Source organism: Pseudomonas sp. FW215-R2 (assembly GCF_058789255.1).
This window is the reverse complement of the sequence record NZ_JBYTBO010000006.1, coordinates 294,689-315,756: the sequence shown is the minus strand read 5'-3', so window position 1 is coordinate 315,756 and position 21,068 is coordinate 294,689. Positions and strand designations below refer to the sequence as shown.

Sequence of the window (21,068 nt, the reverse complement as noted above, 5' to 3'; positions counted from 1 at the left end):
CCCTCTTCGCTTAATTCATCCAGCCCTTGACCCAATCCATCACCGACTCGCTCGACGCCGGGCTTTCGCCCGCGCAGGAGGCGCCGGGTGGCGGTTCGCTGCCGCGAATATACGGCATCTGCACGGCGCCCGGACAGTTGGCATCAGAGCCTTGGCCGGTACGCGAATCAACCCACGCCTGAACCACGTTGTCCGGCTGCGGCATGTCCAGCGGCAGCGGATCGGCCTTGCGCATGAAACTGGTCCAGACCTGCAACGCACCGGTGGCACCGGTGAACGGCGTCTTGCCGTTGTCGTCCCGACCGAGCCAGACCACTGCCAGCAGATCCTGACTGAATCCGGCGAACCAGCTGTCCCGTGAATCGTTACTGGTACCGGTCTTGCCCGCCAGTGTCAGGGTCTTGGGCAGCACGTTATAGACCGAGCTGCCGGTACCTTCACGCATGACGCGCTGCATGGCGTTCTGGATCAGGTAGATCGAGGCCGGATCGAAACGCTGCTCGATCTGGAACGGATAACGCTTGAGCGGCTCGCCCTCGGCGGTCAGCACGCTGCGAATCCCGCGCATCGGCGTGTTGAAACCACCGTTGGCGAGGGTCTGGTACATGGTCGCGACTTCGATCGGCGTCATGCCACCGGCACCCAGCAGCATCGACGGGAAGGCCGGGAACTCACGGGTTACGCCCAGACGCCCGATGGTCTTGAGGACATTCGGAACACCCACCGCCAGCCCGAGACGCGAGGTCGACAGGTTGTAGGAGTGTGCCAGCCCTTGATAGAGGAACACCGTACCGTGGGAGCGACGATCATAGTTCTGCGGTTTCCAGACCTGGCCATCCGCGCCCTTGATGGAAAGCGGATCGTCCGACAGCCAACTGGTCAGCGTGTACTGGCTCGGTTTCTCCAGTGCCGTCAGATAAACCGCAGGTTTGACCAGCGAGCCGATCGGTCGCACCGCATCCAGTGCCCGGTTGAACCCGGCGTAACTGGCCTGACGGCTGCCGATCATCGCCTGGACTTCGCCGGTTTCCGGATTGGTCACGACCATCGCCGCTTCCACGTCATCGGAACCCTTGCGGCCGGAAAGACGCTTGAAGGTGTCATTGACCGAAGCTTCGGCTTTCATCTGCAGGATCGGGTCGAAACTGGTGAAGATCCGCAGACCTTCCTCGGTCAAGTCTTCGTCGCGGTAGTCTTCACGCAACTGGCGTTTGACCAGATCGATGAAGCCCGGGAACGAGCTGTCGGCCAGCTTGCCGCGCGAGGTCACGCCCAGCGGCATTTTCTTCGCGGCTTCGACCTGCTCGGCAGTGGCGACGCCCTGTTGCTCAAGCACGTCGAGCACCAGGTTGCGTCGCTCCAGCGCCCGCTCCGGGTTGCGACGCGGGTTGTAATAGGAAGGGCCCTTGACCATGCCGACCAACAGCGCGACCTGATGCAGTTTCAGCTCGGACAATGGCTGGCCGAAGAAGAACTGGCTGGCCAGGCCGAAACCGTGTACCGCACGCTGACCGTCCTGACCGACGAAGACTTCGTTGAGGTAGGCCTCTAGAATTTCCTTCTTGTCGTAATGCACCTCGAGCAACAGCGCCATCATCGCTTCGGTGAGCTTGCGGGTCAGGCTGCGTTCGTTGGTGAGGTAGAAGTTCTTGACCAGTTGCTGGGTCAGCGTACTGCCGCCCTGAGTCATCTTGCCGCCAGAGGTGTTGACCCAGATCGCCCGGGCAATCGACTTCGGCGACACACCCCAGTGACTGTAGTAATCCCGGTCTTCCACAGCGACCAGGGTTTCCAGCAGGTACGGCGGCACCTGATCGAGCTTGATCAGAATCCGGTCTTCAAGGTTTTTCGGGTAGATCCCGCCGATCATCAGCGGCTCCAGGCGCACCACCGACAACTTCGAACCGTTCGTCGCCGAAAGCTCGGCCACGTAATCACCGGAGAAACGCACGCGCACCGGCTGCGGTTTCTCGAGGCCTTCATAGAACTGGAAGCCACGGGTGTTCAGATCGACGGTATTGCCGTTGACGGCTGCAGCGCCGGGGCCATTGCTCACGGCCTCGCGGCGATAGCCCAGGGCGTCGAGTTCGGTGAGGAAATCGTCCTTGCTCAGTTTCTGTCCGACGAACAGCTCGAGCGGACGCGCGTATACCTTGGCCGGGATGGTCCAGCGCTTGCCGGAGAATTTCTCCTGCACCACGGCATCGAGGTAAACGGCGAAGCCAGCCAGCACCACAAGGCCGACCAGACTGAGTTTAAGGGCCCAGCCCAACCATGGGCGCAGGCCCCGGGAAGGTGGTTTTTTAGGGGTGCGGGGGGATCGAGTACGAGTCATGGCGGCGGATTATACGCACTTTATTCATACTCAACAGGAGCGCTCCGAGGTTTGCGTCGGGCTGGCGAGCGGCCATAATGGCGACCTCGAATTTCCCCAGTCTCTGAAGGATCGCCTGTGAGCCAGTCCCTGATCGCCGCCCTGCAAAACCCGGCCCTGTTTGCGCACCCTGTCGAAGGGTTTCAGGTCATCGAAACCCATATCTCGTGGGTCCTGCTCACTGGTCCTTACGCTTATAAAGTGAAGAAGCCGGTGAACTTCGGCTTTCTCGACTTCACCAGCCTCGAATCCCGCGAGCATTTCTGCGGCGAAGAGCTGCGCCTCAACCAGCGCCTGACCGACGATTTGTATCTGGAAGTGATTCCAGTCACCGGCACTGTCGAAGCCCCGCAACTGGGTGGCGAAGGCCCGGCCATCGAATACGTGCTGAAAATGCGCCAGTTCCCGCAGACCGGCCTGTTGAGCACCCTGCAAGCCAATGGCGAGCTGACCACCACACACATCGACGAAATGGCCGAGCAGATCGCTCGTTTCCACCTCAGCGCGCCGATAGTCCCGGCCGAGCACGATGCCGGCACGCCTGAAAGCGTGATGGCGCCGGTTCGCCAGAACTTCGAACAAATCCTGCCGTTCCTCAGTGACAAGGCCGATCTGCTGCAACTGGATGCCCTGCAAGCCTGGGCCGAAAGCAGCTTCGAACGCTTGAAGCCACTGTTCGCCCAGCGCAAGGCACAAGGTTTCACCCGCGAATGCCACGGTGACATTCACCTGGGCAACGCCACGCTGATCGACGGCAAAGTGGTGATCTTCGACTGCATCGAATTCAACGAACCGTTCCGTTTCACCGACGTTTGGGCCGACACCGGTTTCCTGGCGATGGACCTGGAAGACCGCGGCCTGAAATCCCTGGCCCGTCGTTTCATCAGCCAATACCTGGAGCTGACCGGCGACTATCAGGGCCTGGAAGTACTGAACTTCTACAAGGCTTACCGCGCATTGGTTCGCGCGAAAGTTGCGCTGTTCAGCATGCCGGCCGACGCAACCCCGGTGCAGCGCGCCACCACCCTGCGCCAGTACCGCAACTACGCCAACCTGGCGGAAAGTTACAGCACCATTCCTTCGCGCTTCATGGCAATCACCCACGGCGTATCCGCTGTAGGCAAAAGCCACGTAGCCATGCGTCTGGTCGAGGCGCTGGGCGCAATTCGCCTGCGTTCCGATGTGGAGCGCAAGCGTCTGTTCGGCGAACAAACCGTCGCCAACGATGTTCAGGCCGGCATTTATAGCGCCGACGCCAGCACAGCGACTTATGCGCGCCTGCATGAAATCGCCGAAGTGATCCTGCACGCCGGTTTCCCGGTGGTGATCGATGCCACTTACCTCAAGCGCGAACAACGTGACAGCGCAGCCAAGGTCGCCGAGGCCACTGGCGCGCCGTTCCTGATCCTCGACTGCAACGCACCACAAGCGGTTATCGAGAGCTGGCTGGCCCTGCGTCAGGCAGACAAAAAGGATCCGTCCGACGCCACGCTGGCTGTGATCGAAGCGCAACAAGCCAATCGTGAAGCGCTGACCCCGGACGAAATTCTGCGCAGCAAGCGCGTGCAGACCAATGAGTCCGGAACCCTGGATACTGTCGTGGCGCAAATCCGCCAGCGCCTGCCAGGTCTGTAAGAAACTATTTCGGCCGTGAAGCCCTCGCTCGCTTCACGGCCGTCAAATAGTGGCACTATACTGGCGTCATAAAACCAACAGGTGATCTGACATGAGCCAGCCGAAACTTCTCGACACCCCGCTTTATGCCTTGCTGCACAAAGACGACATAACCGGTTTCAACAAAGAACGTCCGAAAGACGGTCCGATCGATATGGTCGGCGGTGATTTTCGCGGCCTCGACCTGCGTGAACTGAACGCCGATGGCGTGGATTTCCGGGACGCCTACTTCCGTTCCGCTGATCTGCGCGGCATCGACTTTCGCAATGCGGCGCTGGAAGGTGCGAGCCTGGCCCACGCGCAGATTTCCGGCGCTTACTTCCCGCCGGAACTGAGTGCAGACGAAATCCTGATGTCGATGAACTTCGGTACACGCCTGCGCTATCGCACTCGCTAAGCCACCGAGAGGCTGACCCGTCCAGCGCCCCCGCTTTGCGCTGGACTGCGTGCTATTCGTGCTTTTCCCACGCCCTCCCCGTCCTGATCCATCAGCGAAAATCTGACCTTTCTTAGAAGCGTTTGCGTCGAATCCGACCAAACAACCACGCTTTTCCTACTGATGGCTACACTCCTGAGAAGCTCGCCCACGCACCATTCGGCCGTCGCAAGGAGGCTTGATGAATGATGAACTGCAACACCTGAAGAATCTTGGCAAGACGTCGGCGCAATGGCTGCATGCCGTGGGCATCCACAGCGCCTCGGATCTGCGTCGCCTGGGCGCCGTGGATGCCTATCGGGCCGTGCGCACGCGCGGGTTCCGGGCGTCGAAGGTGTTGTTGTATGCGATCGAAGGGGCGCTGATGGATGTGCACTGGAACGACATCCCCGCCGAACGCAAGGACGCTCTGAACAAACAGCTCGAAGCCATTTCCTCTCGCCACAAGAACTGACGGGCACCCACCTTCATGTATCTGCTCGGGGAACAATCGGCGCCGGCCGAAGCAATGATCAACTGCTTGCAGAGTCTGCCCGGTCAATTTCTGCGAGACCTTGAACCGTGCGGGCCCGTGCTGGAACTGGAGGCCACGGATGATCTGAAGGCGCAGTTGCCGGGTGATCAGCTGTTTTTACTGACAGAGGGCATCATCAACGGCCAGTTCGGTGGCCGGGCGCTTTTCTACTGGCAGGAAGGTGATCTGATCGGTCTGCAGCAAAGCCCGGACTGGACGGATTGCATCCTGCGTTCGGAAGGACCGTTGAGCCTGCTGCCCTACCGTCGACGCGATTTATTTCAGCATGTGTATTCAGAACCGGCCCGTTCGGAGCAATTTCTGCACTATCTGCTCGGGCAAATGGCGCTCCTGGCCCATGCGGTTGCCGAGCTGAAGCCACGGGAGTTTCGCAGCACCAATGGCTTCAAACGGGTCGAGGCCGGAGAAGTGTTGATCCGCGAGGGCGATCCCGCCGATCACGTGTTCGTGATCATCGAGGGACACGCGCAGGCATTCGTCGACGGGCACAAGGTTGGGGAAGTGCCAAAGGACGAGATTTTCGGCGCCATGGCGATATTCACCGGCGAACCGCGCAACGCTACCGTCGTTACCTGCGAGCCGAGCACGGTGATGCTGATTCCAGGCGATCAGTTTTTGAGCATGACCCGCAGCAATCCGAAAATCGCCCACAGCCTGATCGAAAGCATGGCGCGACGCATCGACCAGCTCAACAAGCAGCTCACGGCACTTGACCGTCCAGTCTGAAGCCCAGTGTTTGCAGGGCTTTTCAGCCATTCCCCAAACAAAACCGAAGAAATGGAAAAACACACGTTGACTTGTTAATGAGAATCGCTATGATTATCACAACTGGTCGCGAGATCAGTCGATATTCTGAAAAGCCCTTGGTTCGGACTCTCAGATTATCTCCTCATCAGGCTAATCACGGTTATTTGACCCGGTTTTTTACCGGGTCTTTTTTTGCCTGCAAGAAAGTCATTGGCCGAACTGTTTACGCATCTCGGCGCAGTAATCCGGTTTCGGTGTGGCCGGCGTGAACCAGACATAATCGGCCATGGCCGCCGTGACCTCGCTGCCCTGCTCCGCCAGCATCAGCACCGTCGGCGCTTCGGGCGCGCCCAGATCCAGCACATGCAGCGGCACACCAACATCCTTGCGCGCATGGAACGCACCAGCGAACAACAATGCCGGCGCAGGCGCCGCCATCAACCGTGAGGCCATCCGCCGATCCCGTTGCTGCTGCACCGCCAGCATCGCCGGCATTTGCGATTGGGGCAGCAAGCCGCAGTGAGAATCGTTGATCTGCCCGGCCAGCTCGTTTTTCACCGACTCGGCGTTGCTGCGATCCCCCTTCAATACCGGAGGGTCGCGATAGAACGCACGAATTTCAATGTTATCGAGATTGGCCGCCAACAGTGGATACGGTTGCGTGAAAGCAAACCGCACAATCGGTCCGTAGAGTTTCCAGTCCCAACCGTCCTGCCACGCCAGCTCGACCGGGAGATCAATAGGAGGCTTTGCGGAATGGTGTACGTCATCAACCCGCGATTGTTGATCGGGTGTCAGCATTTCAAGCAGGAGACTGCCCTGGGGACGCGCTTCGCCCAGCGTCTGCAACAGCCACAATTGCACGGCATGATGATCGGCGTTGTCATGTTGCTCACCGACGATCACCCGTGCCGGCTTGCCCAGACGCGTCAGCAATTCGTGCGGGGTAATCAGTGTTCCGCTGCGCAGGTCGCGAATCTCGCCAGTGACCGGTGGCGGAGCGACATGTTGGCAACCGCCAAGCAACAACACCGCAAACAGCAAAATCCCACGCATGCTTTCACCTCGATGACGAAATCAGCGGGCGATGATCAGCGGATGCCCGCGCTCCGGGTGCGACTGCACCAGAACCTCCAGACCGAAAACGGCCTTGAGCGATTCAGGACGCAACACCTGCTGCGGCGTGTCCAGCGCCACCGGGCGCCCCCCTTCAAGCAGCAGGATGCGATCACAATAGCGCGCCGCCAGGTTCAGATCATGCAGGATCACCATCACTGCAGCGCCACGATCGGCAAACTCACGCACGGCTTGAAGGGTGGTGTGTTGATGCAGTGGATCGAGCATCGAAGTCGGCTCATCCAGCAACAAGGTCTGCCCGGCCTGCCCCGGCCACAACTGCGCCAGCACGCGGGCCAGATGCACCCGCTGGCGCTCGCCACCGGACAACGCCAGATAACTGCGTCCGCTCAGATGACCGGCATCCGCTGCCAGCAACGCGGCGGTAACAATCTCGTCGTCGCGCACTCTGCCGGTCTGATACGGCAAACGCCCCATCCCGACCACTTCTTCGACGCGAAAGGCAAAATCCAGCGTCGACACCTGGGGCAATACCGCCAGCCGCTGAGCGCGCTGACTGCCACTCCAATGGCTCAAGGCTTCGCCGTCGAGAGAAACGCTGCCTTCACTGGCCGTCAGTTCCCCGCACAATGCCCCGAGCAAAGTGCTTTTGCCGGCGCCATTGGGGCCGAGTACACCGAGCACTTCACCCGACTCCAGTTGCAGATTGACGTCAGCCAATACCGTCTTGCGGCCACGACGGATGTGCAGATTGTGCGCACGCAACATCAGGCACGTCCTCGCAGCAGCAGATAAAGGAAGAACGGCGCGCCGATAAATGCAGTGACAATGCCAATCGGCAACTCTGCCGGCGCCAGCGCCAGCCGCGCCACCAGATCCGCCAGCAACAACAGACTGGCACCGGCCAGCACCGAAGCCGGCAACAGCACGCGATGATCTGGCCCGGCGAGCAAACGCACCAGATGCGGCACCACCAGCCCGACAAATCCGATCATCCCGGCCGCCGCCACTGCAGCCCCGACACCCAGCGCGGTGCAGAACACCAGCTCACGCTTGAGTCGCTCGACATCGATCCCCAGATGTCCGGCTTCCGACTCCCCGAGCAACAACGCATTGAGTGCCTTCGCCCGGCGAGGAAGCCAAAGTGCGACACCGGCGCTGATGATCAGCAACGGCCACAACCGCGCATAACTCGCGCCGTTGAGGCTGCCAAGGTTCCAGAAAGTCAGGGTTCGCAGGGTCGCGTCGTCCGCCAGATAGGTAAAAAGCCCCACAGCAGAACTGGCGAGCGCAGTCAGGGCGATGCCTGCCAGCAACATGGTCGCGACATTGGTCTGCCCGTTGCGACGGCCGAGCCGGTAGACCAGCGCCGTCACACCAAGACCACCGAGAAATGCACACACAGACAGCAGATACGGCCCGAACCACTCCGGCAAACCGCCGAAAAGCGAACCGCCGACAATCGCCACTGCCGCGCCCAGCGCAGCACCGCTGGACACACCGACCAACCCAGGATCGGCCAACGGATTACGAAACAACCCCTGCATCGCCACGCCGGACAACGCCAGTACGCCGCCGACGGCCAGTCCGAGCAAAGTCCTCGGCAGGCGAATCTGCCCGAGAATCAGTTCAGCCTGCTCCAGCCCGTCCGGCGCCAGCGGCACGCCGATCATGCGCAAGGCAGCCCGCAAGGTATCGAACAGCGGCAGGCTGACCGGCCCCAAGGCCAGCGACAGCCAGATCGCCAACAGACACAGCAGGATCAGGCCGATGAACAAGCCACGGGGTTTGACCAGCGTGGTCATTGGCCGCTCTGGGTCGGGTAGAAACCGTCAGACAGGGTTTTCAGCGCTCCCGGCAAACGCGGCCCGAGCCCGCCGACCAGCAGCGTCGGGTCCAGCTCCAGCACGCGTCCGGACTTGGCCGCACGGCTGGAATTGAGGATCGGGTTCTCCTTGAACAGCGCCGCTTTCGCCGCTTCGCCGGTCAGTGCGCGGTCAGCAAACACCAACACTTCGGGGTCGAGCCCGGCCAGGGACTCCACGGAAAACGGTTTGTAACCGGTGTGAGTGGCCAGGTTGTGCCCGCCCGCCTGTTGCAGCAGCCAATCGGCGGCGGTGTCCTTGCCGGCAATCAATGGTTTGCCGCCGGCATGCCCGAGCAGCAACAACACACCGGGAGCCTTGTGTTTTGACTGCACCGCAACCACCCGCGCCTTCTGTGCATCAAGTTGCTGTTGATAACTTTGCAGCAGTTGCGTCGCCTGAGTCTCGGCGCCCAGCAACTGACCCAGATGGGTGACGTTTTTCTCCAGCGTCGGCAGGTCCGGCTGAGCGGAAAACAATTCCACCTGCACCTTGGCACCGCGAACCTGCGTGATCACCGGAGGCGGGCCCATTTCCTCAGTGCCGATCAGGATGTCCGGACGCAGGCTGAGGATGCCTTCCGCCGACAGACTGCGCTGGTAACCAATGCTCGGCAGCGACTTGAGGGATTCGGGATGCTGGCTGGTGGTGTCGACGCCCACCAGTTTCGCCTCGCCGCCCAACGCACTCACCCACTCCGACAAGGCACCGCCGGCACTGACCCAACGTTGCGGCAATTGGGCCGCTGCAGCCTGGTGGCTGACAAAAAGTCCGACACACAGCACGGCAACGCGGGTACTCAGGCGCATAGACAGCTTCCTTGAAGGATTTTCCCGGGCATCGGGACGGCAGGCCAAGTATCCTCGGCAGCGGTCACCGCGCAGCGGGCGAAGGCGGCCATTTGATAATTGTTTGCATTTAAACGTCAAGCTCGGACATATCCGGACATGAGCTGACACTTGAGGATAGCCATGAAGTTTCTGTGCACGGGCGCCGATCTGGCCGAGGCCGCCAGCCGCGGTTTCGAGATCGATGGTAAAAAACTGTTCGCCGTACGCCGGGCCGGCCAGGCGTACGTCTACCTCAACCGTTGCCCGCACCGGGGCGTCGGGCTCGAATGGCAACCCGACCAGTTTCTCGACCCGAGCAACAGCCTGATCCAGTGCGCCACTCATGGCGCACTGTTTCTGATCGAGGACGGTGAATGCGTGGCGGGCCCCTGCGCCGGGCAATCGCTGACGGTCATCGATTGCCGTGAGGACGCACAAGGGCTGTGGGTCGACGTTTAACCGTCGAGCAATACGTCCAGCCGACGATCGATCAACATTTCCTCATGATTTAACCGCACACCATAAGCCAGCACCTCGACCCCGGACGCCACCGCCTCACGCAAGGCATCGGCGTAGGCCGAATCGATTTCCACGGCTGGGCGCACCGCCTCGATGCCGGTCAGGTTCACGCAGTACAACTGCACCGCCCGAATCCCGTCGCGGGCCAGATGCGCAAGTTCACGCAAGTGTTTGGCGCCGCGCTCTGTCACCGCATCGGGAAAGGCCGCCACCGCCGTACCGTCAAAACCCAGCGTGACACTTTTCACTTCCACGTACGCCGGCCCTGTCGGGTATTCGAGGCGAAAGTCGATACGGCTTTTTTCCTGTCCGTAGGCCACTTCGCGTTTCAGCGCGGTAAAACCGTTCAACTCGCTGATGACACCGGCCTGCAACGCTTCTTCGACCAGCGTGTTGGCGCGCCCGGTGTTCACACAGAACAACCGGCCCTGCGGGGTTTCGCCAATTTCCCAGGTGCCGGGCAGCTTGCGCTTGGGGTCATTGGAGCGGCTGAACCAGACCTGACCTCCCTCGACCTGACAATTGAGCATCGAACCGGTGTTCGGGCAATGAATCGTCAGCAATTCGCCGCCAACGGTTTCGATGTCGGCGAGAAAGCGCTTGTAACGGCGGATCAACCGGCCTTCTTCAAGAGGAGGATGAAAGCGCATCAGCCTTGCCAGCTCTTCAAGCCACGGGCGATGCGCTCCACCGCCTCCTGTAGGCGAGGAAGGTTTTGCGTGTAGGCAAAGCGCACGTGATGACTGGCCTGATAGCGACCGAAATCCAGGCCCGGGGTGAACGCCACATGTTCGGTTTCAAGGAAGTGACGGCAGAACGCGAAGGCATCACCGCCGAACTGGCTGATATCGGCATACAAGTAGAACGCGCCTTCCGGCTCCACGGCGATATTGAAGCCCAGCTCCCGCAGTGCGGGCAGCAGGAAATCGCGACGACGGCCGAATTCGGCGCGGCGCTCCTCGAGGATCGCAATGGTCTCCGGCTCGAAACAGGCCAGCGCCGCATATTGGGCCATGCTCGGCGCACTGATGTAGAGGTTCTGCGCGAGTTTTTCCAGCTCACTGACCGCCGCATCCGGCGCCACCAGCCAGCCGAGGCGCCATCCGGTCATGCCGAAATATTTGGAGAAACTGTTGAGGACAAACGCACTGTCGTCGACTTCCAGCACGCTGGCGGCATCGGTGCCGTAAGTCAGGCCGTGGTAGATCTCGTCCACCACCAGATGCCCGTGCCGCGCCTTGATGGCTGTGGATAACCCCGAAAGCTCATCGCGGGTCAGAATCGTGCCGGTCGGGTTGGCCGGCGAGGCGACCAGTGCGCCGACACTGTCGTGATCCCAGTGGCGTTCCACCAGATCAGGCGTCAGTTGATAGCGTACATCCGGCCCGACAGGAACCAGTTGCGCCGCGCCTTCAACCAGGCGCAGAAAGTGCCGGTTGCACGGATAACCGGGATCGGCCAGCAACCAGTGCTTGCCCGGATCCACCAGCAACGCGCTGGCCAGCAGCAGCGCCCCGGAGCCGCCCGGCGTGATCAGAATCCGTCGCGGATCAATATTCAGGCCATAGCGGGTCTGGTAGAAACCGGAAATCGCCTCGCGCAGCTCAGGAATGCCGCGGGCGGCGGTGTAACGGGTTTTCCCCGCCGTCAGCGCGGCCTGGCCGGCGCGGATGATCGGTTCGGCGGTCGTGAAGTCCGGTTCGCCGATTTCCAGGTGGATCACGTCGTGGCCGTCAGCCTGCAATTCATTGGCCCGCGCCAGCAACGCCATCACATGGAACGGTTCGATCGCACGACTGCGCGCACTGTAGGGCTGAGCCATTGGCCTTCCTTCAACGAGGGAAAAGAAACGATTCTACCCATCTGCCGGAACGAGCGAGAACCCGTAGCGGTCACAGCCTCAAGAACACTGGACTGTAACGACCCGAGCGTACGCTCCAGGATTGACTAAAATGATTGATTGTCAGGTCTCCAGCACCACCAGACATGGCTTGGCAAACATTTGCAAGCACCACCGGCCGCGGGCTCGACATCCGGGAGTAGCGCGGGCCGAATTGATCTGGTAAGTTCGCCCGCTTGCAGCCGCAGGGCCGGCAGGTGTCGGTGATGGAGCAATCCTGCGCAATGGATTACAAGAGTAGAGGCGGTCCATTTCATGCCCACCCAAGCAAAGCAACAGCAGCAACAGGCGATCAGCGGTTTCGAACCTTACGTTCCGGCCGAAGGCGAAGAGTACATGGGCAAGCCCATGCGCGCGCACTTCACCAAGATCCTGACCAAGTGGAAACTGGACTTGATGCAGGAAGTCGACCGCACTGTTGATCACATGAAAGACGAAGCAGCCAACTTCCCTGATCCGGCCGACCGTGCCAGCCAGGAAGAAGAATTCGCCCTTGAGCTGCGTGCCCGCGACCGCGAGCGCAAATTGATCAAGAAGATCGACAAGACGCTGCAACTGATCGAAGACGAAGAGTACGGCTGGTGTGATTCCTGCGGCATCGAGATCGGCGTCAAGCGCCTCGAAGCCCGCCCGACTGCCGACATGTGCGTCGACTGCAAGAACCTTGCGGAAATCAAGGAAAAGCAGGTCGGCAAGTAATCCCGACCTGAACGAGAAACGGAGCGTGCGAACGCTCCGTTTTTGTTTCTGCTGTTTTTTGACTCTCTAGTAGCATCGCTCTCATGACTGCCAACACCTCCCCCGCCTACATCGGCCGCTTTGCGCCTACACCCAGTGGACACCTGCACTTCGGTTCGCTGGTGGCTGCACTGGCTTCTTATCTGGACGCCCGCTCGGTGAACGGCCGCTGGCTGGTGCGCATGGAAGATCTCGATCCGCCCCGGGAAGAGCCGGGGGCGCAAGCCGCGATTCTCAAGGCGCTGGAAAGCTACGGCTTCGAATGGGACGGCGAAATGGTCCGCCAGAGCGACCGGCATGACGCCTACGCGCAAGTGCTCGACAGTCTGTTCAATCACGGTCTGGCGTACGCCTGCACCTGCTCGCGCAAACAACTGGAGCCCTATCACGGCATTTATCCAGGACTGTGCCGCAATGCCGGCCATGGTCAGGAAGACGCCGCGATCCGCCTGCGCGTGCCCGAGCTGGAATATCACTTCATCGACCGGGTGCAGGGCGAATACCGTCAGCACCTGGGCCGTGACGTGGGTGATTTCGTGATCCGCCGCCGCGACGGCCTGTACGCCTATCAACTGGCGGTGGTGCTGGACGACGCCTGGCAGGGCATCACCGACATCGTGCGCGGCGCCGATCTGCTCGACTCGACGCCGCGCCAACTCTACCTGCAAGAACTGCTGGGCCTGCGCCAGCCGCGTTATCTGCATCTGCCGCTGATTACCCAGCCCGACGGCAACAAACTCGGCAAGTCCTACCGCTCGCCACCGCTGGAAGCCGATCAGGCCACGCCACTGCTGCTGCGCGCCTTGCGCGCGCTGGGGCAAAATCCCGGCGCCGAACTGGCCCACGCCTCGCCGCAAGAATTGTTGAACTGGGGCAGCGCCCACTGGGATGCCTCGAAAATCCCGCGCACACTGACCCTGCCTGAAGCGCAACTGCTGTGACGACACTTGCAGTGGCGCGCCCATCCGTTACCATCGCCGCACGTTTTCGGGCACGCGCATAAAAAAGAGAGGCCGGGATGTACATCTATCGCTTGGTCCTGCTTCTGGTCGTGGGGATCTACCTGTTTTCTCCCGCCATCATGGATTGGTGGATCGACGCCACGGGCGCCTGGTATCGCCCTTATCTGCTCTGGCTGATCCTGATCGTCGTGACCTTCATCCTTCAGAGCCAAAAAGATGCCGATGAGCTTTAGCCTGACCCAGATGCTGCTGATCAGCGCCGCCTACCTGGCTGCGCTGTTCGGGGTGGCGTGGATCAGTGAACGGGGCATGATCCCGCGGGCGATCATTCGCCATCCGCTGACCTACACCCTGTCGCTGGGGGTCTACGCCAGTGCGTGGGCGTTCTACGGTACGGTCGGTCTGGCTTATCAGTACGGCTACGGCTTTCTGTCGAGTTATCTCGGGGTGTCCGGTGCGTTCCTGCTGGCGCCGGTGCTGCTGTATCCGATCCTGAAGATCACTCGCACTTATCAACTGTCGTCGCTGGCGGACTTGTTCGCGTTCCGCTTCCGCAGCACCTGGGCCGGCGCGCTGACCACGATTTTCATGCTGATCGGTGTATTGCCGTTGCTGGCGTTGCAGATCCAGGCCGTGGCCGATTCCATCGGCATTCTTACCGGCGAACCGGTGCAGAATCGCGTAGCCCTGGCGTTTTGTGCGCTGATCATTCTGTTCACGATCTTCTTCGGCTCCCGCCATATCGCCACCCGTGAAAAGCACGAAGGGCTGGTGTTTGCGATCGCCTTCGAATCGGTGATCAAACTGGCCGCTCTCGGCGGCGTCGGCCTCTACGCCTTGTATGGTGTGTTCGACGGCCCGCAACAGCTCGAACTGTGGCTGCTGCAGAACCAGACCGCCCTCGCCGCCCTGCACACCCCTTTGCAGGAAGGCCCGTGGCGCACGTTGCTGCTGGTGTTTTTCGCCTCGGCGATCGTGATGCCGCACATGTATCACATGACCTTCACCGAGAACCTCAACCCGCGTTCGCTGGTGAGTGCGAGCTGGGGCCTGCCGCTGTTCCTGTTGCTGATGAGTCTGGCCGTGCCGCTGATTCTCTGGGCCGGCCTGAAACTCGGCGCCACCACCAATCCGGAATACTTCACCCTCGGCATCGGCATTGCTGCCAACAGCAAGGCGCTGGCGCTGCTGGCGTACGTCGGCGGTCTGTCGGCGGCCAGCGGCCTGATCATCGTCACCACGCTGGCGCTGTCGGGCATGGCCCTGAACCATCTGGTGCTGCCGCTTTATCAGCCACCGGCCGAAGGCAACATCTACCGCTGGTTGAAATGGACCCGCCGGGCACTGATCGTCGCGATCATCATGGCCGGCTTCTGCTTCTACCTGATGCTCGGTGCCGAACAGGATCTGGCCAACCTCGGCATCGTCGCGTTCGTGGCCACCCTGCAATTCCTGCCGGGCGTGTTGTCGGTGCTGTACTGGCCGACCGCTAACCGCCGCGGTTTCATCGCCGGTCTGCTGGCGGGGATTCTGGTGTGGGTGGTGACCATGCTGCTGCCGCTGGTCGGCAATCTGCAGGGTTTCTATATCCCGCTGCTGAACATGATCTACGTGCTGGACGACACCAGCTGGCACATGGCGGCCATCGCCTCGCTGGCGGCCAACGTCTTGATGTTCACTTTGATTTCGCTGTTCACCAATGCCAGCCCGGAAGAGGCCAGCGCCGCCGAAGCCTGCGCGGTGGACAACGTGCGTCGCCCGCAACGCCGGGAGCTGCACGCCGCCTCGCCGCAGGAATTCGCCACGCAACTGGCCAAACCATTGGGCGCCAAAGCGGCGCAAAAGGAAGTCGAACAGGCCCTGCGCGACCTTTATCTGCCTTTCGACGAGCGCCGCCCTTATGCCTTGCGCCGTTTGCGTGACCGGATCGAAGCCAACCTCTCCGGCCTGATGGGCCCGAGCGTCGCCCAGGACATGGTGGAAACCTTCCTGCCGTACAAGGCGGGCGGTGAAAACTACGTCACCGAAGACATTCACTTCATTGAAAGTCGCCTTGAGGACTACCACTCGCGCCTCACTGGCCTCGCCGCCGAACTCGATGCCCTGCGCCGCTACCACCGCCAGACCCTGCAGGAACTGCCGATGGGCGTCTGCTCGCTGGCCAAGGATCAAGAGATCCTGATGTGGAACAAGGCCATGGAAGAGCTGACCGGGATTGCCGCGCAACGGGTCGTCGGATCGCGCCTGAGCACCATCGCTAATCCGTGGAAAGAATTGCTGCAAGGCTTCATCAACCTGCCCGACGAACATTTGCACAAACAGCACCTGGCCCTCGACGGCCAGACCCGCTGGCTAAACCTGCACAAAGCGGCCATCGACGAGCCCCTGGCGCCGGGTAACAGCGGCCTCGTGCTGCTGGTGGAAGACCTGACCGAAACCCAGATGCTCGAAGACAAACTGGTGCACTCCGAGCGCCTGGCCAGCATTGGCCGACTCGCGGCCGGCGTGGCCCATGAAATCGGCAACCCGATCACCGGTATCGCCTGTCTTGCGCAAAACCTGCGCGAGGAGCGCGAGGACGACGGCGAACTGACGGAAATCAGCGGCCAGATCCTCGAGCAGACCAAACGCGTGTCGCGCATCGTGCAGTCGCTGATGAGCTTCGCCCACGCCGGCAGCCATCAGCACAGCGACGAGCCCGTCTGTCTGGCGGAAGTGGCTCAGGACGCCATCGGTCTGCTGGCCCTGAACCGACGCAACTTCGAAGTCCAGTTCTACAACCTGTGCGACCCTGATCACTGGGTCGAAGGCGACCCGCAGCGGCTCGCCCAGGTTCTGATCAATCTGCTCTCCAACGCCCGTGACGCCTCGCCTGCCGGCAGTGCGGTGCGGGTCAAGAGCGAAGCCGGCGAACACACGGTCGATCTGATCGTCGAGGACGAAGGCAGCGGTATTCCATCGAGCATCATGGATCGATTGTTCGAACCCTTCTTCACCACCAAGGATCCTGGCGAAGGCACCGGTCTGGGCCTTGCACTGGTCTATTCCATCGTTGAAGAGCATTATGGACAAATCACCATCGACAGCCCGGCTGATGTTCAGAGCCAGCGCGGCACCCGTATCCGGGTGACATTGCCGCGTCATGTCGAAGCGACGTCCGCTGTGAACTGAGACCGTCGAGAGTATCGAATCAATGCCGCACATTTTGATCGTCGAAGACGAAACCATTATCCGCTCCGCCTTGCGCCGCCTGCTGGAACGCAACCAGTACCAGGTCAGCGAAGCCGGTTCAGTGCAGGAAGCACAAGAACGCTTCAGTATTCCCACTTTCGATCTGATCGTCAGCGACCTGCGCCTGCCGGGTGCTCCGGGCACCGAGCTGATCAAGCTCGGCCAGGGCACGCCGGTGCTGATCATGACCAGCTACGCCAGCCTGCGCTCGGCGGTCGACTCGATGAAGATGGGCGCGGTGGACTACATCGCCAAGCCTTTCGACCACGACGAGATGCTTCAAGCTGTCGCGCGGATCCTGCGTGATCGCCAGTCGGCGCCGGCTGCCGGCGAAGTTGTTACCGGCAAAACTGCCAACGGTAACGGCAAATCCGCCGTCGACAACAGCAATGGCGAGATCGGCATCATCGGCTCCTGCCCACCCATGCAGGACCTTTACGGCAAGATCCGTAAAGTCGCCCCGACGGATTCCAATGTATTGATCCAGGGTGAGTCCGGCACCGGTAAAGAGCTGGTGGCCCGCGCCCTGCACAACCTTTCGAAACGCGCCAAGGCGCCGATGATCTCGGTGAACTGCGCCGCCATTCCGGAAAGCCTGATCGAGTCCGAACTGTTCGGTCACGAGAAAGGCGCGTTCACCGGTGCCAGCGCCGGTCGCGCCGGCCTGGTGGAAGCGGCGGACGGCGGCACGCTGTTCCTCGACGAGATCGGCGAATTGCCACTGGAAGCACAGGCCCGCCTGCTGCGCGTATTGCAGGAAGGCGAAATTCGCCGGGTTGGCTCGGTCCAGTCGCAGAAGGTCGATGTCCGACTGATCGCCGCAACCCACCGCGACCTCAAGAGCCTGGCGAAAATCGGCCAGTTCCGTGAGGACTTGTACTACCGCCTCCACGTGATCGCGTTGAAACTGCCGGCCCTGCGCGAGCGTGGCGCCGACGTCAACGAAATCGCCAATGCGTTCCTCGCTCGCCAGAGCGCACGCATCAACCGCACCGACCTGAAATTTGCCGCCGATGCCGAACAGGCCATCCGGCACTATTCCTGGCCGGGCAACGTGCGGGAGCTGGAAAACGCCGTCGAGCGCGCCGTGATTCTGAGCGAAAGCCCGGAAATCTCTGCCGACCTGCTGGGCATCGACATCGAGCTGGGTGACCTGGAGGACGATGAGTTCATCGGTCTGCCGGCGCAACCGGCCGGTAACGCCAGCAACAGCAGCCACGAGCCGACCGAAGATCTGTCGCTGGAAGACTATTTCCAGCATTTCGTGCTCGAGCATCAGGACCACATGACCGAGACCGAACTGGCGCGCAAACTGGGCGTCAGCCGCAAATGCCTGTGGGAGCGCCGTCAGCGTCTGGGCATTCCACGGCGCAAGACCGGGGTCGCCAGCGAGAGCTGAACGTTACCTGTCGAGTGTGCGGGTAACGGTTGAGGATGTGAAAAAACTGTTACCTCAGTCTTTTCACGTAACAGAAGCCGGGGTTATCGGTAACGAAACCCCGGCTTTTTTTCGCCCTGCGAAAACGGTTATATCGACCTAACCCCTTGTTTTATTGGGGTTCGCAAAAGTTGGCACGGCACCTGCTATATGTTTGGTACAAGAACAATAACAAGCAATGCACAAGACAATAAAAATAAGACGAATCGACTCACGCACAATAAAAACAAGACGGCGAGAGGCGCAGCTAACTGATTCTTTTGGAGAGGCGTTGTATTTGGGGCTTGCCCCACGACCAGGCCGAGAACAACAAAAACTGTCTTAAGACAGAGCCTGTACTGGTTGGATCGAGAGATCACTGCAATTCAGCGACCAAAGCAATCCGTTTGCTCTTGGCTCCCGATTGGGAGGGTCATGAAGGAAAAGCTTCATGGCGAGGGCACTCAACAAAAACAAGAAGCCCGAATCAATAATAAAAAGAGCACGCAACTACTTCTTGGGGAGCTTCGGCTCCCCTTGTAGTTTCTCCCCCGCAGCAAAATCCCCCTCACTCATCCTTTTCGACGCCTTTAGCCTGCGGCTTGCAGCGCAAAATGCCTGCGTCCTACACCATCACTCGACTAAATGCTAGAATCCCGGCCCATCATGCGGTCATTCTTTGGTCTGGCCGAACATTCCTTCAAACAGTGCATCCCATGCTGAAGAAGTTGTTCCAGTCATTCCGAACTCCCGTTCGTCGTACTCAACACATCCGTAGCACGCCTGAAGTCCTCAACAGCGGCCAACATTCGCTGCAAAAAGGCCAATTCAGCCGTTACGCGGTCAATATCGTCGAACGTCTGCAAGGCGCCGGTTACCAGGCTTATCTGGTCGGCGGTTGCGTGCGCGACATGCTGCTGGGCATCACGCCCAAAGACTTTGACGTCGCCACCAGCGCCACTCCCGAGCAGGTCCGCGCCGAATTCCGCAATGCGCGGATCATCGGCCGCCGCTTCAAGCTGGTGCACATCCATTTCGGTCGCGAAATCATCGAGGTCGCGACCTTCCGCGCCAATCACCCGCAAAACGAAGATGACGAAGACAGCAACCAGTCTTCGCGCAACGAGAGCGGGCGCATTCTGCGCGACAACGTCTACGGCACGCTGGAAGAAGACGCGCAACGCCGCGACTTCACCATCAACGCCCTGTATTACGATCCGGTCAGCGAGCGCATTCTCGATTACGCCAACGGCGTGCACGACATCCGCAATCATCTGATCCGCCTGATCGGCGACCCGAAGCAGCGTTACCAGGAAGACCCGGTGCGGATGCTGCGAGCCGTGCGTTTCGCCGCCAAGCTCAACTTCGGCATCGAAAAGCACACCGTCCAGCCGATCCGCGAGCTGGCACCGATGCTGCGCGAGATTCCGTCGGCCCGGCTGTTCGAGGAAGTGCTCAAGCTGTTCCTCTCCGGACATGGCGCCATCACCTTCGAAATGCTGGTCGACCTGCAACTGTTCGCGCCGTTGTTCCCGGCCAGTGCCGATGCGCTGGAATACAACCCGGAATACACCCACACGCTGATCAGCGAAGCGCTGACCAACACCGATCTGCGGATCAAGCAGAACAAACCGGTGACCCCGGCGTTCCTGTTTGCCGCATTGCTGTGGCCTGCCCTGCCGGCCCGCGTGTTGCGTCTGCAAGAGCGTGGCATGCCGCCGATTCCGGCGATGCAGGAAGCCGCCCACGAGCTGATCGCCGAACAGTGCCAGCGCATTGCGATTCCAAAACGCTTCACCATGCCGATCCGCGAGATCTGGGACATGCAGGAACGCCTGCCGCGCCGCAGCGGCAAACGCGCCGACCTGTTGCTGGACAATCCGCGCTTCCGCGCCGGCTACGACTTCCTGCTGCTGCGTGAAAGCGCCGGCGAGCAGACCGATGGCCTGGGCGAATGGTGGACCGATTATCAAGACGCCAATGACAGCGAGCGCCGCGACATGATCCGCGACCTCAGCGGCAAGGATGACGGCGCCAGCGGTGCTCCGCGCAAGCGTCGCCGCAGCAGCGGTTCCAAGCGCAAGCGCGCAGGCGCACCGAGCGCCACGGGCGAATAAGGCATGGAACGCATCTACATCGGCATGGGCAGCAATCTGGCTGACCCCGCCGAACAACTGCGCAGCGCGGTCGACGCGCTGGGGCAATTGCCAGACAGCGCGCTGGTCGGCGTCTCGGCCTTTTACCAGAGCGATTCGTTGCTGCCGGGCCAACCGCGTTACACCAACGCGGTCGCGGCGCTCGACAGCACACTCGCCCCGCTGGAACTGCTCGATGCCCTACAAGCCATCGAAAACGGTCAGGGCCGCGAACGCCTGGAGCGCTGGGGCCCGCGCACGCTGGACCTGGACATCCTGTTGTTCGGTGACCGACTGATCGACGAGCCGCGCCTCAAAGTCCCGCATTACCACATGCAGGAACGCGCCTTCGTTCTGTATCCCCTGGCCGAACTGGCCCCCGAAGATCTGCACCTGGCTGATGGCCGCACCCTTGCCGATCTTCTGAAAGCCTGCCCGTTCGTCGGCCTCGAACGCCTCGCCCACGCCTGACACAAACCGCTGATGCGGGAGCAAACTGACTCCCGCATTTTGCGTTCTTGTAGGACAAAAACTCCGCAGATCAGGCCCGCCGGCCCGCTGAATCGCATCAGTAACGCCGGTAACACTCCCGTCGTAACAATGCGGTAACACATGCAATTGACTTCCT

Annotated in this window: 19 protein-coding genes; 12 read left to right on the top strand and 7 right to left on the bottom strand. The window is 60.9% G+C overall.

The features are described 5' to 3' along the window. Window positions 1-10: 10 nt before the first annotated feature. A complete protein-coding gene (gene mrcB, locus AC3WRD_RS11625) occupies window positions 11-2,335 on the bottom strand; it encodes a penicillin-binding protein 1B (protein ID WP_102621072.1) in 2,325 nt (774 codons plus the stop codon). 117 nt (window positions 2,336-2,452) lie between these two features. Here mrcB and AC3WRD_RS11620 point away from each other — a divergent pair, with 117 nt between their 5' ends. The 4 genes from AC3WRD_RS11620 (at window position 2,453) to AC3WRD_RS11605 (ending at window position 5,745) form a co-directional block, all read left to right on the top strand. Beyond that, complete coding sequence (locus AC3WRD_RS11620) at window positions 2,453-4,009, top strand: bifunctional aminoglycoside phosphotransferase/ATP-binding protein (RefSeq protein WP_102621073.1); 1,557 nt, start codon at window positions 2,453-2,455, stop codon at window positions 4,007-4,009. 91 nt (window positions 4,010-4,100) lie between these two features. Continuing rightward, a complete protein-coding gene (locus AC3WRD_RS11615) occupies window positions 4,101-4,445 on the top strand; it encodes a pentapeptide repeat-containing protein (protein ID WP_096820917.1) in 345 nt (114 codons plus the stop codon). A 220-nt stretch (window positions 4,446-4,665) separates the two neighbouring features. Then, the gene (locus tag AC3WRD_RS11610) at window positions 4,666-4,938 is read left to right on the top strand and encodes a TfoX/Sxy family protein (protein WP_003228231.1); all 273 of its coding nucleotides are present in this window, start codon (window positions 4,666-4,668) and stop codon (window positions 4,936-4,938) included. Window positions 4,939-4,953: 15 nt separating this feature from the next. Then, window positions 4,954-5,745: a Crp/Fnr family transcriptional regulator gene (locus AC3WRD_RS11605; protein WP_102621074.1), complete on the top strand. Its 792-nt coding sequence runs from the start codon at window positions 4,954-4,956 to the stop codon at window positions 5,743-5,745. Between the two features lie 228 nt (window positions 5,746-5,973). Here the strand turns inward: AC3WRD_RS11605 and AC3WRD_RS11600 are convergent, their stop codons facing one another. Genes AC3WRD_RS11600 through AC3WRD_RS11585 form a run of 4 tightly spaced genes read right to left on the bottom strand, consistent with a single transcriptional unit; the run spans window position 5,974 to window position 9,517 of the window. After that, a complete protein-coding gene (locus AC3WRD_RS11600) occupies window positions 5,974-6,822 on the bottom strand; it encodes a ChaN family lipoprotein (protein WP_102621075.1) in 849 nt (282 codons plus the stop codon). A gap of 21 nt (window positions 6,823-6,843) precedes the next feature. Continuing rightward, window positions 6,844-7,611: a heme ABC transporter ATP-binding protein gene (locus tag AC3WRD_RS11595; RefSeq protein WP_102621076.1), complete on the bottom strand. Its 768-nt coding sequence runs from the start codon at window positions 7,609-7,611 to the stop codon at window positions 6,844-6,846. Next, a complete protein-coding gene (locus AC3WRD_RS11590; RefSeq protein ID WP_173861358.1) occupies window positions 7,611-8,594 on the bottom strand; it encodes a FecCD family ABC transporter permease in 984 nt (327 codons plus the stop codon). The genes AC3WRD_RS11595 and AC3WRD_RS11590 overlap by 1 nt, the downstream gene beginning before the upstream one ends. A gap of 50 nt (window positions 8,595-8,644) precedes the next feature. Continuing rightward, entirely contained in the window at window positions 8,645-9,517 is an 873-nt protein-coding gene (locus AC3WRD_RS11585) for a heme/hemin ABC transporter substrate-binding protein (protein ID WP_102621078.1), read from the bottom strand. Between the two features lie 162 nt (window positions 9,518-9,679). On the opposite strand from AC3WRD_RS11585, the gene AC3WRD_RS11580 reads away from it, so the two are divergent. After that, window positions 9,680-9,997: a Rieske (2Fe-2S) protein gene (locus AC3WRD_RS11580; protein WP_102621079.1), complete on the top strand. Its 318-nt coding sequence runs from the start codon at window positions 9,680-9,682 to the stop codon at window positions 9,995-9,997. On the opposite strand, the gene sfsA is transcribed toward AC3WRD_RS11580, so the two are convergent. Both sfsA and AC3WRD_RS11570 read right to left on the bottom strand, forming a co-directional pair. Continuing rightward, on the bottom strand, window positions 9,994-10,707 hold the full coding sequence (sfsA, locus tag AC3WRD_RS11575; RefSeq protein ID WP_096820911.1) for a DNA/RNA nuclease SfsA: 714 nt from the start codon (window positions 10,705-10,707) through the stop codon (window positions 9,994-9,996). The two genes, AC3WRD_RS11580 and sfsA, sit on opposite strands and share 4 nt — an antisense overlap. Continuing rightward, on the bottom strand, window positions 10,707-11,879 hold the full coding sequence (locus AC3WRD_RS11570; protein WP_102621080.1) for a pyridoxal phosphate-dependent aminotransferase: 1,173 nt from the start codon (window positions 11,877-11,879) through the stop codon (window positions 10,707-10,709). The genes sfsA and AC3WRD_RS11570 overlap by 1 nt, the downstream gene beginning before the upstream one ends. A gap of 333 nt (window positions 11,880-12,212) precedes the next feature. Here AC3WRD_RS11570 and dksA point away from each other — a divergent pair, with 333 nt between their 5' ends. The 7 genes from dksA (at window position 12,213) to folK (ending at window position 20,911) form a co-directional block, all read left to right on the top strand. Continuing rightward, window positions 12,213-12,656: an RNA polymerase-binding protein DksA gene (gene dksA, locus AC3WRD_RS11565; RefSeq protein WP_085712147.1), complete on the top strand. Its 444-nt coding sequence runs from the start codon at window positions 12,213-12,215 to the stop codon at window positions 12,654-12,656. Window positions 12,657-12,739: 83 nt separating this feature from the next. Continuing rightward, window positions 12,740-13,636, top strand: a complete 897-nt coding sequence (gene gluQRS / locus AC3WRD_RS11560) for a tRNA glutamyl-Q(34) synthetase GluQRS (protein WP_096820909.1) — start codon at window positions 12,740-12,742, stop codon at window positions 13,634-13,636. A 77-nt stretch (window positions 13,637-13,713) separates the two neighbouring features. Continuing rightward, window positions 13,714-13,890, top strand: coding sequence for a hypothetical protein (locus AC3WRD_RS11555; protein WP_003176118.1), 177 nt, complete (start codon window positions 13,714-13,716; stop codon window positions 13,888-13,890). Continuing rightward, window positions 13,874-16,828 (top strand): sensor histidine kinase, encoded by a 2,955-nt coding sequence (locus tag AC3WRD_RS11550; protein ID WP_173861356.1) that lies wholly within the window; start codon window positions 13,874-13,876, stop codon window positions 16,826-16,828. The genes AC3WRD_RS11555 and AC3WRD_RS11550 overlap by 17 nt, the downstream gene beginning before the upstream one ends. Window positions 16,829-16,850: 22 nt before the next feature. After that, window positions 16,851-18,287 carry a sigma-54-dependent transcriptional regulator gene (locus AC3WRD_RS11545; protein ID WP_096820907.1) on the top strand — a complete coding sequence of 479 codons (1,437 nt, stop codon included), beginning with the start codon at window positions 16,851-16,853 and terminating at the stop codon, window positions 18,285-18,287. A 734-nt stretch (window positions 18,288-19,021) separates the two neighbouring features. Further along, window positions 19,022-20,422: a polynucleotide adenylyltransferase PcnB gene (locus tag AC3WRD_RS11540; RefSeq protein WP_096820905.1), complete on the top strand. Its 1,401-nt coding sequence runs from the start codon at window positions 19,022-19,024 to the stop codon at window positions 20,420-20,422. A 3-nt stretch (window positions 20,423-20,425) separates the two neighbouring features. Continuing rightward, window positions 20,426-20,911 (top strand): 2-amino-4-hydroxy-6-hydroxymethyldihydropteridine diphosphokinase, encoded by a 486-nt coding sequence (gene folK, locus AC3WRD_RS11535; RefSeq protein WP_102621081.1) that lies wholly within the window; start codon window positions 20,426-20,428, stop codon window positions 20,909-20,911. Window positions 20,912-21,068: the final 157 nt, after the last annotated feature.